The following is a 16,403-nucleotide window of genomic DNA, read 5'->3' on the forward strand; positions in this document are numbered from 1 at the left end:
GTTAGTCAGCCGAAGCCAAGATGGCGGTCATCATGGAAATTGCAGCGCTTTCGGAGCTGGAGATTGGTGAGTATTGCCGGCGCCAAGGCATTTTCCCTGAGCAGATAACCGACTGGCGTAATGCGTTTATCGCCAGCAGCACGAGGTAGTCGACAGCTAAAAATGTGCGTGCGGGTCAGTCTCGAGAGGACAAAAATCGTATCCGTGAGCTGGAACGGGAACTGCATCGCAAGGATGCAGCGTTGGCTGAAGCCGCGGCCTTGCTGGTGCTGCGAATAAAGCTCAATGCCTACTGGGGCAGCGACGACGAGGGCAACTGACCTTGTTGCCAGGACGGCATTTACTCGTTGGTTGGCTTAATGAAGTTATTGCGGCGGGTGCCCGCGGGGCACCGGCTTGTCTGGAGGTCGGCATTTCGCTACGAACGCTACAACGCTGGAGCTCGCCTGATGAGATGCGTGCTGATGGTCGTACCACAACCGTAAGGCCTGCACCTAGCAACGCACTCAGTGAGTTTGAGCGTCAAGCTATCGTAGCGCTCTGTAACAGCAAGGCGTACGCACATCTGCCGCCGAGCCAGATCGTGCCGTAACTGGCTGACGAGGGCCAATACCTGGCCTCAGAAGCGACCTTTTACCGTGTGCTGCATGCTGCAGGCCAACAGCATCATCGCTCGCGAGCCAAGAGACCGCATCGTCATGAGGTACCCATCACCTAGGCGGCGACAGCAACTAATCAGGCGTGGCCGTGGGACATCACCTACCTGCCTTCGCCGGTTCGCGGGAAGTTTTACTACCTCTACCTGATCGAGGATCATCTACAGCCGCAAGGCAGTGGGCTGGGAAGTTTACGAGGCAGAAAATGGCGAAAACGCAGATGCGTTACTGCAACGGAGCGTAAGAAAAGTGCTGGCGGCAGCCGCTGGTACTTCACTCGGACAAAGGCGTGCCGATGAAGTCTACGACGCTGCTGACCAAAATGTATGACCTGGGCATCACGCCCTCTCGTGGCCGACCACGCGTCAGCAACGACAATCCCTACTCTGAGTCACTGTTCAGAACGCTGACATACTGCCCACAGTGGCCACAGAGCGGGTTTGCCAGCTTGGAGGATGTGCGTTTCTGGGTGAGAGACTTTTTGACCTGGTACAACACGGCACATCGTCCTAGCCAAATCCGCTTCGTGACACCGGCTCAACGCCACGAGGGAAAAAACCGGGAAATCCTGGCTCGGCGTGATGCGATTTATCGTCAAGCCAGAGACAGGCGACCCGAACGATGGTCGGGTGGCACCCGCAATTGGAGCGCCATAGTCCCGAAGCGCCGCGCGGGCGGCGCTCGAGATCCGCCCCATCTCAAAAACCCTGTAGTGCACACCCTGCCATCAATGCCGGCCGCCTCAGCGCGACCCCTATCATTTTTGCCAGTTGAGGTAATGTGTTGCTAATGGATAAATAGGCCTTGGATGACAAGGGCTAGTTGTATGGGGTGTATGGGAAAGCTCACAATTTAAAAGGCAGGTTGATGAATACTTTGATGGCGCTTTTCAAGTGGTTCGTCAAAGAGGGTTTGGTAACGTATTGGTAAGAGACTTCATACAGTACCCCATCGGTCCAAGTGCTTCAAGGATTCGGAGTTAGGTGAGGGCCGTGACAGAGGGCGGTCGCTCGACTTGCCCTGATTACCGTCAGCGCTGGAAGGGGTAGTCTCAGAGAAAAACAGGTCGTAAGGGCAGCCGCCTTGGCAACAGGGCGATGCTGAGGTGAAATCGGAGTATTTCTACCGAAGACGCTTCGGCACGATCAATTACCTATCCATTGGATGAGGAGAGTGCCGTGGCGTCGTCAGGATTATTTACTTATTCGCCTTACGGTTATTGCCCCGGCTCATTGAGTCCGCTGGGTTTCAACGGTGAGCGATTAGATTCAGTTTCTGGGAGCTACTTACTGGGTATCGGCTATCGGCTATTCATCCCTGCCTTGATGCGGTTCAGTTCGCCAGATGATGTAAGTCCGTTCGGAGCCGGTGATTTGAATTGCTATGGTTACTGCATTCAGGATCCGATAAATTATCGGGACCCAAGCGGTAACTCCAGAATAGGAAGATTTCTTTCTAATTCTCGTTCAACAATATCTAGCATCTTTGGCCAGCCTAAGCCTTCGAAAGCAGGTGCTAATATTTTTCACTCAATACACGCAAATGTCACCTCGGTAGCGGTAGCTCCAGTGCAGGCATTTGGCCCAAAAAACGGCCTTGGGAAGGTGTTTCAAGCGGTCCGAGATATATCTGAAATAAAATTGCAGGTGACAATGGGGCGGTCTGACACAGCGGGGTATGACTTGATCGGGTTTCATGGAAGTACCGAATTCCATAAGGCTTCACTGGAGGCGGGTCTTGTCATTAATCCCAATGATGACAGCGCGATGGGGCCGGGTTTTCATTACTCGCCAGATATTGCAGCTGCCAAGTGGTATGCCCGGTATGCCGAGTATCGTGATCAGGGGGTTGGGTATGTGTATGGAGTTTATGCAAAAAACGATCAGTTAAGAAGGGGGGTTGATCTCGACTATGATGATGGGGATGGTTTTAGAGTAATTCGTGAGAGTGGGTTCGATAAGGTGTTGGTCAGAGATTTCATTCAGTATCCGCTTGTTCGTAGGGGCTCGGATAAACGGAGGGGGCGGTGGGAGCGTGAGTGATGTTGCTTATGTGGGCAGCGTTGCTGCAAGTCGTCGCCATATAAGGGGGGCTGCGCGGGGCCACCTCGGAACGTCTGTTTTCCTGGCTGGCGCTCAACTCGAAATTGCATGAAAATAGCAAGAGGTAAATTATCATGAAGCCTGTCTCGAGAAACTAACTTGATACATTGGATGAAATACCACGGTCAGGTGCGTTTGCTTATACCCCCTATCGTTATTCATCTGAGCCATCGCACCGCCAAGGCGCTGAAACCGATCTACCAGGCCATCAACGCCGAGGCGGCTGAGCAGGCGCTGGACGATTTTGAAAACGGCCCTTGGGGCAAGCAGTATCCAACAGTGGTGGCTGCCTGGAGACGGGCCTGGGATCGAGTGATTCCCTTCTTCGTCTTCCCGCCAGCCATCCGGAAAGTGATTTACACGACCAACGCTATCGAGAGCAACAACTCTCAGCTACGCAAGATCATCAAGACCCGTGGTTACTTCCCGACCGACGATGCGGCGACCAAGCTGATCTGGCTTGGACTACGAAATATCACGGCGAACTGGGGTTCAGCGGCGCATGATTGGAAGAGCGCGATGAATCAATTTGCGATTCGGCGAGTCACTTTTTGTCAAACGCGACAAAAAGTAACCAAAAAACGCTGCGCTCCATTCATACGGCCCCTACGCTGCGCTTCGGGGTTCCCTCACTCCGGTCTTCTGAAGTCGCGAAGATCAAGATCAAGATCAAGATCAACAGCAACAGCAACAGCAACAGCAACAGCAACAGCAGAAAGTTGACTATGTATGGTCAGGAGTTGATACATGGCGTACGAGCAGAGTTCAGAGTTTGCCCGCGTTGCCGCAGGCTCACGTCCACGGCTCAAACGCTCCGGATTAACAGGCTATCGCCTCACACTCCCTGCGAAAGCACCCGATCAATACAGTCCACAAAATAGTCCACACTCGCCCGCGTGGTGCACATGGGCGGTTTGATCTTCAGGATGTTCAGGTAATCGCCCGTCGGCTGCATGAAAATCCCCAACTCGCGCAGACGGTGACACAGCACCATGGTTTCCTCGGTCGCAGGTTCCAGCGTATCCCGGTCGCGCACCAGTTCCAGCCCCAGATAAAAACCCGAACCATGCGCCGCACCCGCCAAGGGGTGCTTGTCGACCAGCGCTTGAAGCCGGGCCTTGAAATAGCGCCCCGTCTCGCGGGCGTTGTCCCACAGGCCCTCCTGCTGCAACACATCCAGTACCGCCATGCCAATGCGGCAACTGACCGGGCTACCGCCGGCAGAGGAAAAGAAGTAACCCTCAGCCTCCAGCGCCTCGGCGATTTCGCGACGGGTGATCACCACCCCCAGCGGCTGGCCATTGCCCATGCCCTTGGCCATGGTGATGATATCCGGCACCGCGCCTTGCTCCTCGAAACCCCAGAAATATTCCCCTAGACGGCCATAGCCCACCTGCACTTCGTCGGCGATGCATACCCCGCCGCGTGCGCGCACCTTGGCATAGGCCGCTTGCAGGTAGCCCGGCGGCAAGGCAATGCCGCCGGCATTGCCATACACAGGTTCGCAGATGATCCCAGCCAGCTTGCGCCCGCTCGCATCGAGTTCGGCCAGCCGGTTATCGACGTCGCGCAGGTAGTCAGCGGCGCTGTCCGGGCCGCGGAAACGGCCGCGGAACGTGTTGGGGGCTTCGACCGGGTGCACCCAGGCGGGGCGGGTTTCCAGGGCCTGCGGGTTGTCGGCAATGGACGTGGAGATCGCATCGGTCGCCACCGACCAGCCATGGTAGGCCTCCAGTACGCTGAGCATGTCGCGTCCACCGCTGTAGGCCCATGCCAGGCGGATCGCCAGGTCATTGGCTTCGGTACCGCTGTTGACCATGAACACGCGGTCGAATCCGTCGGGCGCCAGGGCCAGCAGGCGTTCGGAAAATTCGGTGATGGCGGCGTAGTGAAAGCGCGAATTGGTGTTGAGCAGCGACCATTGCCGTGCCGACTCGGCCGCCATGCGCGGATGACCATGCCCGAGTACGGCCACGTTGTTGAGCATGTCCAGGTAAGAGCGACCTTGCAGATCGATCAGGTAGTTGCGCCAGCCGCGCTCGATCTGGGGTGGGTCTAGGTAATAATGCTTCTGCGACCGGGCAAAACTGGCCTCGCGTCGAGCCAGTAACGCGTGAGGGTCTGGCAGGGCGTCTGCGTTGCAGTCCAAACCCAGTAAGCCCGCAGGGGAAGGGCACAGGGCCAGCCATGCTGGCGCGCGGGAGGGCGCGGCGAAGAACGGCGGTTCGAGGCTGCTGTCCAGGCATAGCTGGACGCTGAGCCTCTCGCCGCTGTTGCCCAAGGGATCGCCCTTTCGCAACCATTGCCCATTGGCGGGAGCCTGTGCCAAACCATTGAGCCACAGGTCCCATGAGGAGCTGCGCAAATACCCGCTCTGTTCATCGACAGACCGCCACGTGCCGTCCTCCGGCGCCTGCACGGCCGTGCCAGGTTCCAGTTTCAGCTCCACCCCCAATGCGCAGGTTGCCGGTTCTTCGCTCCGATCAATGTGTGTCTGGGACAAGCGATACTGCCCATGCAACGTGCACGCTGGCGCTGACTGGGCTGCCAGCAGGCGCTGGTCGAACCCTGGCACCTCCCAGTTGCCGGCATCGCAGTGCACGCTCAGCACCCCCAAATCGAGGCGGGCGACCGGGTGGCCAGCCACGGTAGGTAGCAGCGGTGCGCTATCAACGAAGCAGGGGGCCGAAGGCGCCAAACCAGCTGCCTGTAAAATGGCGACTTCCATCAGTGCCAGCGGTGCGGCCTGCGCAGTCTCGAAAATCTGCCATTCATGGGCGGCGTTATCGCGAATGTACTGGTTACCGGGGTCGATGGCCTGCTGTTGAGCGCTGCTGAGCACCAGCACGATTGCACGGTTGAGCACCAAGGGCCACAACGCGCGTAGTTCTGCCTCGGTCAGCGGATTGACCGCCTGATAGGCACTGACGGCGGCGAGCACCCTGAAGGGGTCGCCTTCGGCATGATGCAGCAGCGCTGCGCAGGTCACCGACAGATCGGCAACGCGCCAGGTGCGAACCAGGTCGCCGAAATCGATGAGCCCCTGCAGTTGCCACTGGCGCTGCGCATCTTGAGCCCAGACGGTGTTGTCATCGGTGATGTCCAAGTGCACGGCCTGGATGGGCAACTGCTTCATCAGCGGGGAAAGGCGGATGGCAGCGGCTCGTGCTGCCTCGCTCAGTCGCCCGCGTAGCCTGGGGTCTTCCACCTGTGGCAGCAGGCGGTCAATCAATGCCGGGGCGTGCCTGGGATCCCACTGCAGCGTGCGTGCCAGACCTTCGTGGTCGAAATCTGCAAGGGCCCTGTCGACCCGCGCGCAGAGCGTGCCCATCGCCTGGATCACAGGGGCTGGAAGCCACCCGCATCGGGTCAAGGGCTGTCCTTGCAAGTACTCCAAGACCCGGACCCTTAGCGCCTGCCCATCGATATCCAGTGTCAGCAGGGTGTTGCCATTCTTTGCGGCAACCACCGAAGGCACTGGCAAGCCCTGGTCACGCAGCACACCTAGCGCAGCATGCTGAGCGTGCAGCTCGGGCTCGGCATAGCTGGCGTGGCACGCCTTGAGCACGAACTTGCCCTGGCCAGTATCCATAAGCACATTCAGATCCTGTTGACTGCCAAGCGGCTGCAGTTCACCACAGAGGCCGTAGTGCTCCGAGAGCAGTTCACGTGCCTGCGAGAGTGCTAGGCAGGGCGCTGGCAGGCTCACACGTTCTGTGATCTGGCGAAGGACGGTGGCGGCATCATGAAGACGTGTAGGCATAGGTCGTACCGGGTCATAAGGAGACTGACGTTATTTATGCGCGTTCTTGGCGATGAAGAAAGACGATTGTCTTCAGTTTTTCTGAAAACCGTCCACGCGCCAGCGCGGAGCAAAGGCCCTTGTATTGAACTTGTACACAGGTGATTTCTTGTACAGAAAAAGTGATATCTGGATGATGGCGTCCTTCGCCGCGCCTTCGTCCCGTTCAATCACATTTATTAAGCCTGTCTATAGGAACGACCGCCGTATCTTCGAGTCGAAACGGCATCAGGGACGTGATGGACAGACCCCAGGCACCCCTTTGGACCGCGCTTTGGGCCTGTACAAGTATTGACTGATCTGTCACCCGTAAGCAGTGACAGTACGCTGGTGCTGATGCACCCCACCCTCAGGTGACCCCATGTTCAATCGGCAACTCAAAGCTACCTTGGCCGCCCGCGAAACCGAACTGGCTACGCTTCGCCAGCGCCTGGACGTTTTGGAAAACGGCGCATTCTTGCGCCTTGATGCACAACGTCGCGCTCTCGAATGCAGCCCGGCGTTCGCCACTGCCTTGGGCGTTTCGCCCGAAGCGGTGGTAGGGCAGCCACTCGGGAACTGGCTGGCGGCTCCTGCGCAAGAAAGCCAGGCGCTGCTGGAGGCCCTGTTACGCTCCAGCGCCATCATCCAGTTCGACCTTGAGGGCAAGGTGCTGGCCGCCAACCCCAACTTCCTGACGGCGTTGGGTTACCGCCTGGACGAAGTGGTGGGGCAGCATCACCGCATGTTCTGCAGCCCTGATGAGGTCAAGGGCGAGGCATACAGCAACTTTTGGCGCACCCTCAACGCAGGTCGCTACGTGACCGGGCGTTTCAAACGCCTGGACCGCCACGGGCATGAGGTCTGGCTCGAGGCCAGCTACAACCCGGTCAGCGATGCCAGCGGCAAGCTGGTAAGGGTGGTCAAGTTCGCTTCCCTGGTGACGGACCAGGTGCAGCGTGAAGAAGCCGTCAAGCAAGCGGCGCAGGTGGCGCTGGAGGTGTCGCTGCAAACCGATGGCAGCGCCAGCGAAGGGGTCGTGGTCATGCAGGAAGTGGGGCAGTCCATGCAGGGGGTCGCGCGTCAACTGCAGTCGGCCGGTGACACCATCAGCGCGCTCGGCCAGCAATCGACGGTGATCAGTGCCATCGTCCAGACCATTGGTGCCATTGCATCGCAAACCAACTTGTTGGCGCTCAACGCAGCCATCGAGGCGGCGCGGGCGGGTGATCAGGGGCGTGGCTTCGCCGTGGTGGCAGACGAGGTGCGCAAACTGGCCGGACGTACCAGCGCGGCCACGGCGGAAATCGATGCGGTGGTGGCACGTAACCAAGCGTTGGTGAACCAGGCCGTGGGCGAAGTGCAAAGCAGCCGTGCCGAAGCGGCCAACGGCCTGCAGCTGGCTGACCATGCAGGGCATGTCATCAGCAGTATCCAGGAAGGCGCCAAGCGCGTGGTCGGCGCTGTCGAGCGGGTCAGCAAGGACCTGCGTTAGCGTCCTGCAGGTCTGGGCGCAGGGGGCAGGCCAGCTCCAGGCGGTGCAGCAAGGCCGCACGCAGCCCCTGCAGGTCGGCCATGCGCTGCTCGATGAGCGCCAGTTTATCGCGCAACAATGCTTCAACGGCTTGTGCCGGCTCGGTAGCGCTCCACAACTGCTGCACATTGCTGCCAATTTCGCTGAGGCTGAACCCAAGCTGCTGCGCCGTACGGATGAAGGCGACCAGTTGTACGGTGTCATCGGCATAGTCCCGATAACCGTTGGCCGAGCGCTGGGCCTTGATCAAGCCCCGGGCCTCATAGAACCGCAGGGTATCGCGGCTGACTTCGCAGCAGGCGGCAAGTCGACCAATTCGCACAGCAATCTCCTTCTTGGGGTGCTTGACCCTGGAGCATACTCCAGGCTTTAGCTTAGGGCCTTCTTTACTTGAGGAAGGTGTTCGACGATGTGGAGCAAGGCCCAATACCGCAAGCTGGTGCGTACCAGTGGTTATTACGATTTGCTGATGACCATCGGTTTCGCGACCCCATGGACATTCGTCTGGTTGCACGGCTGGCTGGGTGACATGCACGTCTCCCTGGGGCTTTCGGGTGAACTGCCGGTGTTCGAGCCGATGCACATGTTGATGGCCAACCTCATGGGGTCGATCGTCTGCGTGTGGGCGTGGCTGCGCATACGTCATCCTCAAGTGCGGTTCGGACGTTATGATGCAGCCGGTCGCGTGCTGTTCAGTACCTGGCAGCTCTATGCGCTGGTGCACGGCGGTTCAGCGCTGATCTGGGGCATCCTGGTGATGGAAGTGGTGTGGGCAATTCTGCAATTGATGCCCGTCACCGGTCGTTGCCAGGCGCAGTGTGAAACGCCCGCCGCCGCCTGACAGCGTGTCAAACCGACGCGCCCTGTAGAAGAGCGCGCCGGGCCGGGACACGGTTAACGCGCCGTGGGCGTTAACGGGCTTCAGGCTGCAAGAACGCGGCCTCCAGCAGTTGCTGGGTGTAGGGGTGTTGCGGGGCCTGAAAGATGGTTTGAGCATCCCCTTGCTCGACCACATGGCCTTGCTTGATCACCATCAGCTGATGGCTCAAAGCCTTGACCACTGCCAGGTCGTGACTGATGAACAGGTAGGTGAGGTTGTATTTCTGTTGCAGGTTGCGCAGCAGCTCAACCACCTGGCGCTGTACCGTCCGGTCCAGCGCGGAGGTGGGCTCGTCCAGCAGGATCAGCGCCGGCTTGAGCACCAGGGCCCTGGCGATCGCGATGCGCTGGCGCTGGCCGCCTGAGAACTCATGGGGGTAGCGATGGCGCGTCTGCGGGTCCAGTCCGACCTCCTGCAGCGCTGCGATGATGGCGGCTTCCTGTTCCTGGGCGGTCCCGATACGGTGGATGCGCAGGCCTTCACCCACGATCTCGGCCACGCTCATGCGGGGGCTGAGGCTGCCGAACGGGTCCTGGAATACCACCTGCATTTCCCGCCGCAGGGGGCGTACGGCTTGCTGGTTCAGCCCTTGCAGTTCTTTCCCGTGGAAGCGGATGCCACCTTGGCTCCCGATCAAGCGCAGAATCGCCAGGCCCAGGGTCGACTTGCCTGAGCCCGACTCGCCCACGATGCCCAGGGTCTGCCCCTGGGGCAGGCTGAAATTGATACCGTCCACGGCTTTGACGTGGTCGACGGTGCGGCGCAGCAAGCCTTTCTTGATCGCAAACCACACCCTCAGGTCATCCACTGCCAGCAGTGGCGAGCCGGGGGTGTTGTGCGCCGGCAAACCGCTGGGCTCGGCGTTGATCAGCATCTGTGTATACGGGTGCTGTGGGGCATCGAACAGCGTGGCGCAGTCGGCTTGTTCGACGATCTGCCCCTGCTGCATCACGCACACCCGGTGCGCGATTCGCCGTACCAGGTTCAGGTCATGGCTGATCAACAACAAGGCCATGCCCAGGCGCGCCTGCAGCGCCTTGAGCAGGTCAAGCACCTTGAGTTGCACGGTCACGTCCAGCGCGGTGGTCGGTTCGTCTGCAATCAACAATTCTGGCTCGTTGGCCAACGCCATGGCGATCATCACACGTTGACGTTGCCCGCCCGAGAGTTCATGGGGTAGGGCCTTGAGGCGCTTGCGCGGCTCTGGGATGCCGACCATCTCCAGTAACTCAAGGGTGCGAGCGGTGGCCTGCTTGCCGGTCAGCCCCTTGTGGATGAGCAGAATTTCGTTGATCTGTTTTTCGATGCAGTGCAGCGGGTTGAGCGAGGTCATCGGCTCCTGGAAGATCATCGCGATACGGTCGCCACGAATGCGCTGCATGCTCTTTTCGTTCTGCTGCAGCAAATCCTTGTCTTGGTAGCGGATCGTGCCACCGGGATGACGCGCCAGGGGGTAGGGCAGCAAGCGCAGGATCGAGTGGGCAGTCACCGACTTGCCCGAACCGCTTTCTCCGACCAGCGCCAGCGTTTCACCTTTGCGGATGTCGAAGCTGATACCGTCGACCACCCGGTTGGTGTGCTCGCCGTTCACGAACTCGACGGCAAGGTCGCGCACTTCGATCAGGTTTTCTTCGCTCATGTCACTTCCTCGGGTCGAAGGCGTCGCGGGCGGACTCGCCGATAAATACCAGCAGGCTCAGCATCACGGCCAGCACGGCAAATGCGCTGATGCCCAGCCACGGCGCCTGCAGGTTGGACTTGCCCTGCGCAACCAATTCGCCAAGCGACGGAGCGCCCGGAGGCAGGCCGAAGCCGAGAAAGTCCAATGCGGTCAGCGTGCCGATCGCGCCGGTGAGAATGAACGGCATGAACGTCATGGTCGAGATCATGGCATTGGGCAGGATATGCCGGTACATGATCGCCCCGTTGCGCATGCCCAGTGCGCGCGCGGCGCGAACGTACTCCAGGTTGCGTCCGCGCAGGAATTCGGCGCGGACCACGTCCACCAGGCTCATCCAGGAAAACAGCAGCATGATGCCCAACAACCACCAGAAATTGGGCTGCACGAAGCTGGCTAGGATGATCAGCAGGTAGAGCACTGGCAAGCCGGACCAGATTTCCAGGAAGCGTTGCCCAGCCAGGTCCACCCAGCCACCATAGAACCCCTGCAAGGCACCGGCGATCACGCCGATGATGGAGCTGAGCACGGTCAGGGTAAGGGCGAACAGTACCGAAATGCGGAACCCATAGATCACCCGTGCCAACACGTCGCGCCCTTGATCATCGGTGCCCAGCCAGTTGTCAGCTGAGGGTGGAGCGGGGGCGGGCACGCGCAGGTCGTAGTTGATGCTCTGGTAGCTGAACGGTATGGGTGCCCACAGTACGAAGCTGTCCTTCTTGGCCAGCAGGTCACGCACGTAGGGGCTCTTGTAGTTGGCTTCCAGCGGGAACTCACCGCCAAACGTGGTTTCCGGGTAACGCTTGAAGGCAGGGAAGTACCACTGGCCGTCGTACTGCACGGCAATGGGCTTGTCGTTGGCGATGAGCTCGGCGCCCAGGCTCAGCCCGAACAGGACCAGGAACAGCCACAGCGACCACCAGCCACGGCGGTTGGCCTTGAAACGCTCGAAGCGACGACGGTTCAGGGGGGACAAGGCCATGTCAGTGCTCCCGGCTGGCAAAGTCGATGCGTGGATCGACCAAGGTGTAGGTCAGGTCGCCGATCAGTTTCACCACCAGCCCCAGGAGGGTGAAGATGAACAGGGTGCCGAAGACCACCGGGTAATCGCGGTTGATGGCCGCTTCGAAACTCATCAGGCCCAGCCCGTCGAGGCTGAAGATCACCTCGATCAGCAGCGAGCCTGTGAAGAAGATGCCGATGAACGCCGAGGGAAAGCCTGCGATCACCAACAACATGGCATTACGGAACACGTGGCCGTACAGCACCCGTGACCGGCTCAGGCCCTTGGCCTTGGCGGTGACCACGTACTGTTTGTTGATCTCGTCGAGAAAGCTGTTCTTGGTCAGCAGCGTCATGGTGGCGAAGTTGCCAATCACCAGGGCCGTGATCGGCAACACCAAGTGCCAGAAATAATCGAGGACCTTGCCCGTGGTGCTCAGCTCATCGAAGTTGTTGGAGGTCAGGCCGCGCAGTGGGAACCAGTCGAAGTAGCTGCCGCCGGCAAACAGGACGATCAGCAGGATCGCGAACAGGAACGCCGGGATGGCATAGCCCACGATGATCGCCGAGCTGGTCCACACATCGAAGTGACTGCCGTGTCTGACCGCCTTGGCGATCCCCAGGGGGATCGAGATCAGGTACATGATCAACGTGCTCCACAGTCCCAGCGAGATCGATACCGGCATCTTCTCCAGGATCAGGTCGATGACCTTGGCGTCACGGAAGAAGCTGTCGCCAAAATCCAGCCGGGCATAGTTCTTGATCATGATCCACAGGCGTTCGGGCGGCGATTTGTCGAAGCCGTACATGCGCTCGATCTCCGCCACCAGCGCAGGGTCCAGGCCTTGGGCACCCCGGTAGTTGGAGCCGGCCACCGACACCTCGGCGCCCCCACCTGCGATTCGGCTGGTGGCGCCTTCGAACCCTTCGAGCTTGGCGATCATCTGCTCCACTGGCCCGCCAGGAGCGGCCTGGACGATGATGAAGTTGATGATCAGGATGCCGAACAATGTGGGGATGATCAGCAGCAGTCGCCGCAGGATATAGGCCAGCATGTCAGTTGGCCTCGCCGGCAGTGGCCTGGCTTGCCTTGGGCGATGTGCCGGGCTTGATCCACCAGGTGTCGATGCCGATGTCGTACTTGGGCGAAACCTTGGGGTGACCGATGTGGTTCCAATAGGCCACGCGCCAGGTCTTGATGTGCCAGTTTGGAATCACGTAGTAGCCCCACAGCAACACCCGGTCCAGGGCGCGGCAGTGGTCGATCAGGCTCTGACGCGACTCGGCGTTGATCAGGCCATCGACCAGTTGGTCGATGGCAGGGTCACGCAGGCCGATGAAATTGCGGCTGCCGGGGTTGTCGGCGGCCGCGCTGGACCAGAATTCCCGTTGCTCGTTGCCAGGGGAATTGGACTGGGGGTAGCCGCCGACAATCATGTCGTAATCGCGCGAGCGCAGGCGGGTGATGTACTGGGACACATCGACCCGGCGGATGTTGAGCTCGATACCCAGGTCCGCGAGGTTGCGCTTGAAGGGCAGCAAAACGCGCTCGAACTCGGTCTGGGCAAGCAGAAACTCGATGCTGACCGGCTGGCCGTTGGTGTCGACCATCTTGTCGTCGACGATTTTCCAGCCCGCTTCCTGCAGCAACTTGTAGGCTTGGCGCTGCTGCTCCCGGATCATGCCGCTGCCGTCGCTGACCGGGTTATGGAAGGCCTGGGTGAAGACCTGCTCAGGCACCTGGCTGCGCACCGGTTCGAGGATTTTGAGTTCGCCAGGGCCGGGCAGGCCACGGGCCGCCATCTCGGAGTTCTCGAAGTAACTGCCGGTGCGCGTATAGGCGCCGTTGAACAGCTGCTTGTTGGTCCATTCGTAGTCCAGCAGCAGGCTCAGCGCCTTGCGCACGCGTATATCCTGGAAGACCGGCCGGCGGATGTTGAAGATGAAGCCCTGCATGCCGGTGGGGTTGCCATTGGGCAGCTCCTCCTTGATCAGGCGGCCGTCGCGCACGGCTGGCACGTTGTAGGCTGTGGCCCAGTTCTTGGCGCTGACCTCCAGCGCATAGTCGAAGGCGCCGGCCTTCAGTGCCTCCAGCGCAACCGTAGTGTCGCGGTAGGAATCGAAGGTCATGGCGTCGAAATTGTAGAAACCACGGTTGATGGGCAAGTCCTTGGCCCAATAGTCCTTGACCCGCTCATAGCGCACCGAGCGCCCGGCCTTGACCTCGGCCACCTTGTAGGGCCCGCTGCCCAGCGGAATTTCCAGGTTGCCGCGGTTGAAGTCGCGCTGCGCGTACCAATGCTTGGGCAGCACGGGCAACTGACCGAGAATCAGCGGCAGTTCACGGTTGCCCTTGTGCTTGAACTTGAACACGACCTTGAGCGGGTCTTCGGCGACCACCTCGGCCACGTCCGCGTAGTACTGACGGTACAGGGGGGCACCGTCCTTCATCAGCGCATTGAAGGTGAACACCACGTCTTCGGCGCGCATGGGATGGCCATCGTGGAACCGCGCCTCGGGGCGCAGGTAGAAGCGCACCCAGCTGTTGTCAGGCGCCTTCTCGATCTGTCGAGCGACCAGGCCATATTCGGTGAAAGGCTCGTCCAGGCTCTGGCGCATCAAAGTGTCGTAGATGATGCTGATGTTTTCGGCCGATACCCCCTTGTTGATGAAGGGGTTGAGGCTGTCGAACCCACCAAAGCTGGACTGGCGGAAGGTGCCACCCTTGGGAGCGTCCGGGTTTACGTAATCGAAGTGCTTGAAATCCGCTGGGTATTTGGGCGGCTCGTCGTACAGGGTGAGTGCGTGCTGCGGCGCTGCCAGCGCGGGAAGGCTCAGGCAGGCCAGCAACAGGCTGCCGGCCAGCCGGCGCAAGGAATGCGTGGGCGTCATTGGGCTTTCTCCAAAGTCTTGATCCACCAGCTGTTCAGCCCGAGGGTATAGGGCGGCGTGGTGACGAAGCCGAACCGATTGCGGTAGGCCAGGCGGTGGTTGTCGAGGTACCAGTTGGGAATCATGTAGTGCTGCCATGACAGCACGCGGTCCAGCGCTCGCGCCGCTGCGACCTGGTCATCACGGGTGCGCGCCGCCAGCAAGGTGTCGAGCAGATGATCGACCACAGGGTCGTCAACCCCGGCGTAGTTCTTGCTGCCCTTGGTGCCCGCCTGGCTTGAATGGAAGTACAGCCACTGCTCGAGGCCCGGGCTCAGGGTCTGGTTCAGGGTCATCAGAATCATGTCGAAGTCGAACTGGTCCAGTCGCTGTTTGTACTGGGCGCGGTCCACGGTTCGCAAGCGCGCGTCTACACCGATGTTGGAGAGGTTTTCGACATACGGCTGCAGGATGCGTTCCAGGTTGGGGTTTACCAGCAGCACTTCCATGCGCAGCGGTTGGCCCTTGCTGTCGACCAGGCGCTGGTCCTTGAGCGTCCACCCGGCCTCCGCCAGCAAGGACAGGGCCTTGCGCAACGTCTGCCGGTCGATTCCGCGCCCGTCCGTGCGGCTGACCTGGTAGGGTTCGGTGAACAGCTTGGCCGGAAGCTGGTCGCGAAACGGGGCCAGCAACAGCCATTCCTTGCCCTGGGGCAGGCCGGCGGCTGCGAATTCGCTGTTGGGGTAATAACTGGTCGAACGGCGGTAGGCGCTGCTGAACAGCGCACGGTTGGTCCACTCGAAATCGAACATCAGGCCCAGCGCCTGGCGCACCCGTGGATCGCTGAAGGTGGCCCGACGGCTGTTCATGAACAGGCCTTGGGTCTGGGTCGGGATGCGGTGGGGGATCTGCGCCTTGATCACCTCGCCGCGCCGCACGGCGGGGAAGGTGTAGCCGTTGGCCCAGTTCTTGGCCTGATGCTCGATGTAGATGTCGAACTCGCCTGCCTTGAAGGCTTCGAAGGCAACGGTCGAGTCGCGGTAGAACTCGTACTCGACACGGTCGACGTTGTACTTGCCGCGATTGACCGCCAGATCCTTGCCCCAGTAATTTTTGACGCGCTCGAACACCAGGCGCCGGCCTGGCTGTACCTGGGTCACCCGGTATGGCCCGCTGCCCAGCGGGGGCTCGAAGGTGGTGGCCTTGAAGTCGCGTGTGCGCCAGTAATGCTGGGGCAGAACGGGCATTTCCCCAAGGCGCAGGATCAGCAGAGGGTTGCCGGCACGCTTGAACACGAAGCGGATACGCAGCGGCCCGAGAATGTCCACCCGCTGCACTTCCTGCAGGTTGGTCCGGTAAAGCGGATGGCCTTCCTTGAGCAGTGTGCGGAAGGAGAAGGCCACGTCTGCCGACGTGATGGGCTTGCCATCGTGCCAGCGGGCTTGCGGGCGCAGGTTGAACACCACCCAGCTGCGGTCCTGGCTGTATTCGACCGAGCGGGCGATCAGCCCATAACTGGAGGTCGGCTCATCGCCCGAGGGGTCGTACTGGCCGGTGCCCACCATGAGGGTTTCATTGAGTTCGTTGACCCCATACTGTTGAAAGTTGGGCGTGCTCACCGGGCTCGTACCCTTGAAGGTATAGGGGTTGAGGGTGTCGAACGTACCGAAGGCCATCGCCCGCAAGGTGCCACCTTTGGGGGCTTGCGGGTTGACCCAGTCGAAATGGGTGAACGAGGCCGGGTACTTGAGCGTGCCGAACTGCGCGTAACCGTGGCTTTCGCTCACGGTTGCGACGGCGGGAAAGCTCAAGGCCAGGCTGAGTGTAAGAAGGAGGGGACGTATCAAGTCGGCATCCGATCCAAAGGCATTGGGCTTTGATCGGGCTACAGTAACAGTT

9 protein-coding genes and 4 pseudogenes are annotated in these 16,403 nt (G+C 60.3%); 6 read left to right on the forward strand and 7 right to left on the reverse strand.

All coding sequences use genetic code 11. The features are described from left to right. Nucleotides 1–5: 5 nt before the first annotated feature. The 3 genes and pseudogenes from ACK59L_RS15095 to ACK59L_RS15105 all read left to right on the forward strand — a co-directional run. Nucleotides 6–1,311: pseudogene (locus tag ACK59L_RS15095) on the forward strand (IS3 family transposase); the annotation flags it as partial. 523 nt (nucleotides 1,312–1,834) lie between these two features. Then, the gene (locus ACK59L_RS15100; RefSeq protein WP_409274493.1) at nucleotides 1,835–2,698 is read left to right on the forward strand and encodes an RHS repeat-associated core domain-containing protein; all 864 of its coding nucleotides are present in this window, start codon (nucleotides 1,835–1,837) and stop codon (nucleotides 2,696–2,698) included. Between the two features lie 237 nt (nucleotides 2,699–2,935). Continuing rightward, nucleotides 2,936–3,295, forward strand: a pseudogene (locus ACK59L_RS15105) (transposase); the annotation flags it as partial. Between the two features lie 298 nt (nucleotides 3,296–3,593). Here the strand turns inward: ACK59L_RS15105 and ACK59L_RS15110 are convergent. Continuing rightward, nucleotides 3,594–6,521, reverse strand: coding sequence for an aminotransferase (locus ACK59L_RS15110; RefSeq protein WP_409274495.1), 2,928 nt, complete (start codon nucleotides 6,519–6,521; stop codon nucleotides 3,594–3,596). Nucleotides 6,522–6,921: 400 nt separating this feature from the next. Between ACK59L_RS15110 and ACK59L_RS15115 the strand changes: the two are divergent. Beyond that, nucleotides 6,922–7,497: pseudogene (locus tag ACK59L_RS15115) on the forward strand (PAS domain S-box protein); the annotation flags it as partial. A gap of 105 nt (nucleotides 7,498–7,602) precedes the next feature. Then, nucleotides 7,603–8,034: pseudogene (locus tag ACK59L_RS15120) on the forward strand (methyl-accepting chemotaxis protein); the annotation flags it as partial. On the opposite strand, the gene ACK59L_RS15125 reads toward ACK59L_RS15120, so the two are convergent. Next, on the reverse strand, nucleotides 8,015–8,395 hold the full coding sequence (locus ACK59L_RS15125; RefSeq protein WP_196136418.1) for a MerR family transcriptional regulator: 381 nt from the start codon (nucleotides 8,393–8,395) through the stop codon (nucleotides 8,015–8,017). The pseudogene ACK59L_RS15120 and the gene ACK59L_RS15125 sit on opposite strands and share 20 nt — an antisense overlap. A gap of 87 nt (nucleotides 8,396–8,482) precedes the next feature. Between ACK59L_RS15125 and ACK59L_RS15130 the strand changes: the two genes are divergently transcribed. Then, nucleotides 8,483–8,914 carry a hypothetical protein gene (locus ACK59L_RS15130; protein ID WP_409274497.1) on the forward strand — a complete coding sequence of 144 codons (432 nt, stop codon included), beginning with the start codon at nucleotides 8,483–8,485 and terminating at the stop codon, nucleotides 8,912–8,914. Nucleotides 8,915–8,984: 70 nt separating this feature from the next. Here ACK59L_RS15130 and ACK59L_RS15135 read toward each other — a convergent pair whose 3' ends face one another. The 5 genes from ACK59L_RS15135 to ACK59L_RS15155 are packed head-to-tail and all read right to left on the reverse strand — an operon-like array spanning nucleotide 8,985 to nucleotide 16,351. Continuing rightward, entirely contained in the window at nucleotides 8,985–10,592 is a 1,608-nt protein-coding gene (locus tag ACK59L_RS15135) for an ABC transporter ATP-binding protein (protein WP_409274499.1), read from the reverse strand. 1 nt (nucleotide 10,593) lies between these two features. Further along, entirely contained in the window at nucleotides 10,594–11,613 is a 1,020-nt protein-coding gene (locus ACK59L_RS15140) for an ABC transporter permease (RefSeq protein ID WP_409274501.1), read from the reverse strand. A gap of 1 nt (nucleotide 11,614) precedes the next feature. Then, nucleotides 11,615–12,688, reverse strand: coding sequence for a microcin C ABC transporter permease YejB (locus ACK59L_RS15145; protein ID WP_023534831.1), 1,074 nt, complete (start codon nucleotides 12,686–12,688; stop codon nucleotides 11,615–11,617). Nucleotide 12,689: 1 nt separating this feature from the next. Further along, complete coding sequence (locus tag ACK59L_RS15150) at nucleotides 12,690–14,525, reverse strand: extracellular solute-binding protein (protein WP_058605099.1); 1,836 nt, start codon at nucleotides 14,523–14,525, stop codon at nucleotides 12,690–12,692. After that, nucleotides 14,522–16,351, reverse strand: coding sequence for an extracellular solute-binding protein (locus ACK59L_RS15155; RefSeq protein ID WP_409274504.1), 1,830 nt, complete (start codon nucleotides 16,349–16,351; stop codon nucleotides 14,522–14,524). The genes ACK59L_RS15150 and ACK59L_RS15155 overlap by 4 nt, the downstream gene beginning before the upstream one ends. Between the last annotated feature and the right edge of the window lie 52 nt (nucleotides 16,352–16,403).

The sequence above is a fragment of the Pseudomonas sp. KCJK9111 genome (genome assembly GCF_046231935.1).
Taxonomy (GTDB): Bacteria; Pseudomonadota; Gammaproteobacteria; order Pseudomonadales; family Pseudomonadaceae; genus Aquipseudomonas; species Aquipseudomonas parafulva_B.

Excerpts from the sequence above, each read along its gene's own strand:
- ACK59L_RS15110 (WP_409274495.1), bottom strand. The coding sequence starts at position 6,521 with ATGCCTACACGTCTTCATGATGCCGCCACCGTCCTTCGCCAGATCACA.
- ACK59L_RS15130 (WP_409274497.1), top strand. The coding sequence starts at position 8,483 with ATGTGGAGCAAGGCCCAATACCGCAAGCTGGTGCGTACCAGTGGTTAT.
- ACK59L_RS15135 (WP_409274499.1), bottom strand. The coding sequence starts at position 10,592 with ATGAGCGAAGAAAACCTGATCGAAGTGCGCGACCTTGCCGTCGAGTTC.
- ACK59L_RS15140 (WP_409274501.1), bottom strand. The coding sequence starts at position 11,613 with ATGGCCTTGTCCCCCCTGAACCGTCGTCGCTTCGAGCGTTTCAAGGCC.
- ACK59L_RS15145 (WP_023534831.1), bottom strand. The coding sequence starts at position 12,688 with ATGCTGGCCTATATCCTGCGGCGACTGCTGCTGATCATCCCCACATTG.
- ACK59L_RS15150 (WP_058605099.1), bottom strand. The coding sequence starts at position 14,525 with ATGACGCCCACGCATTCCTTGCGCCGGCTGGCCGGCAGCCTGTTGCTG.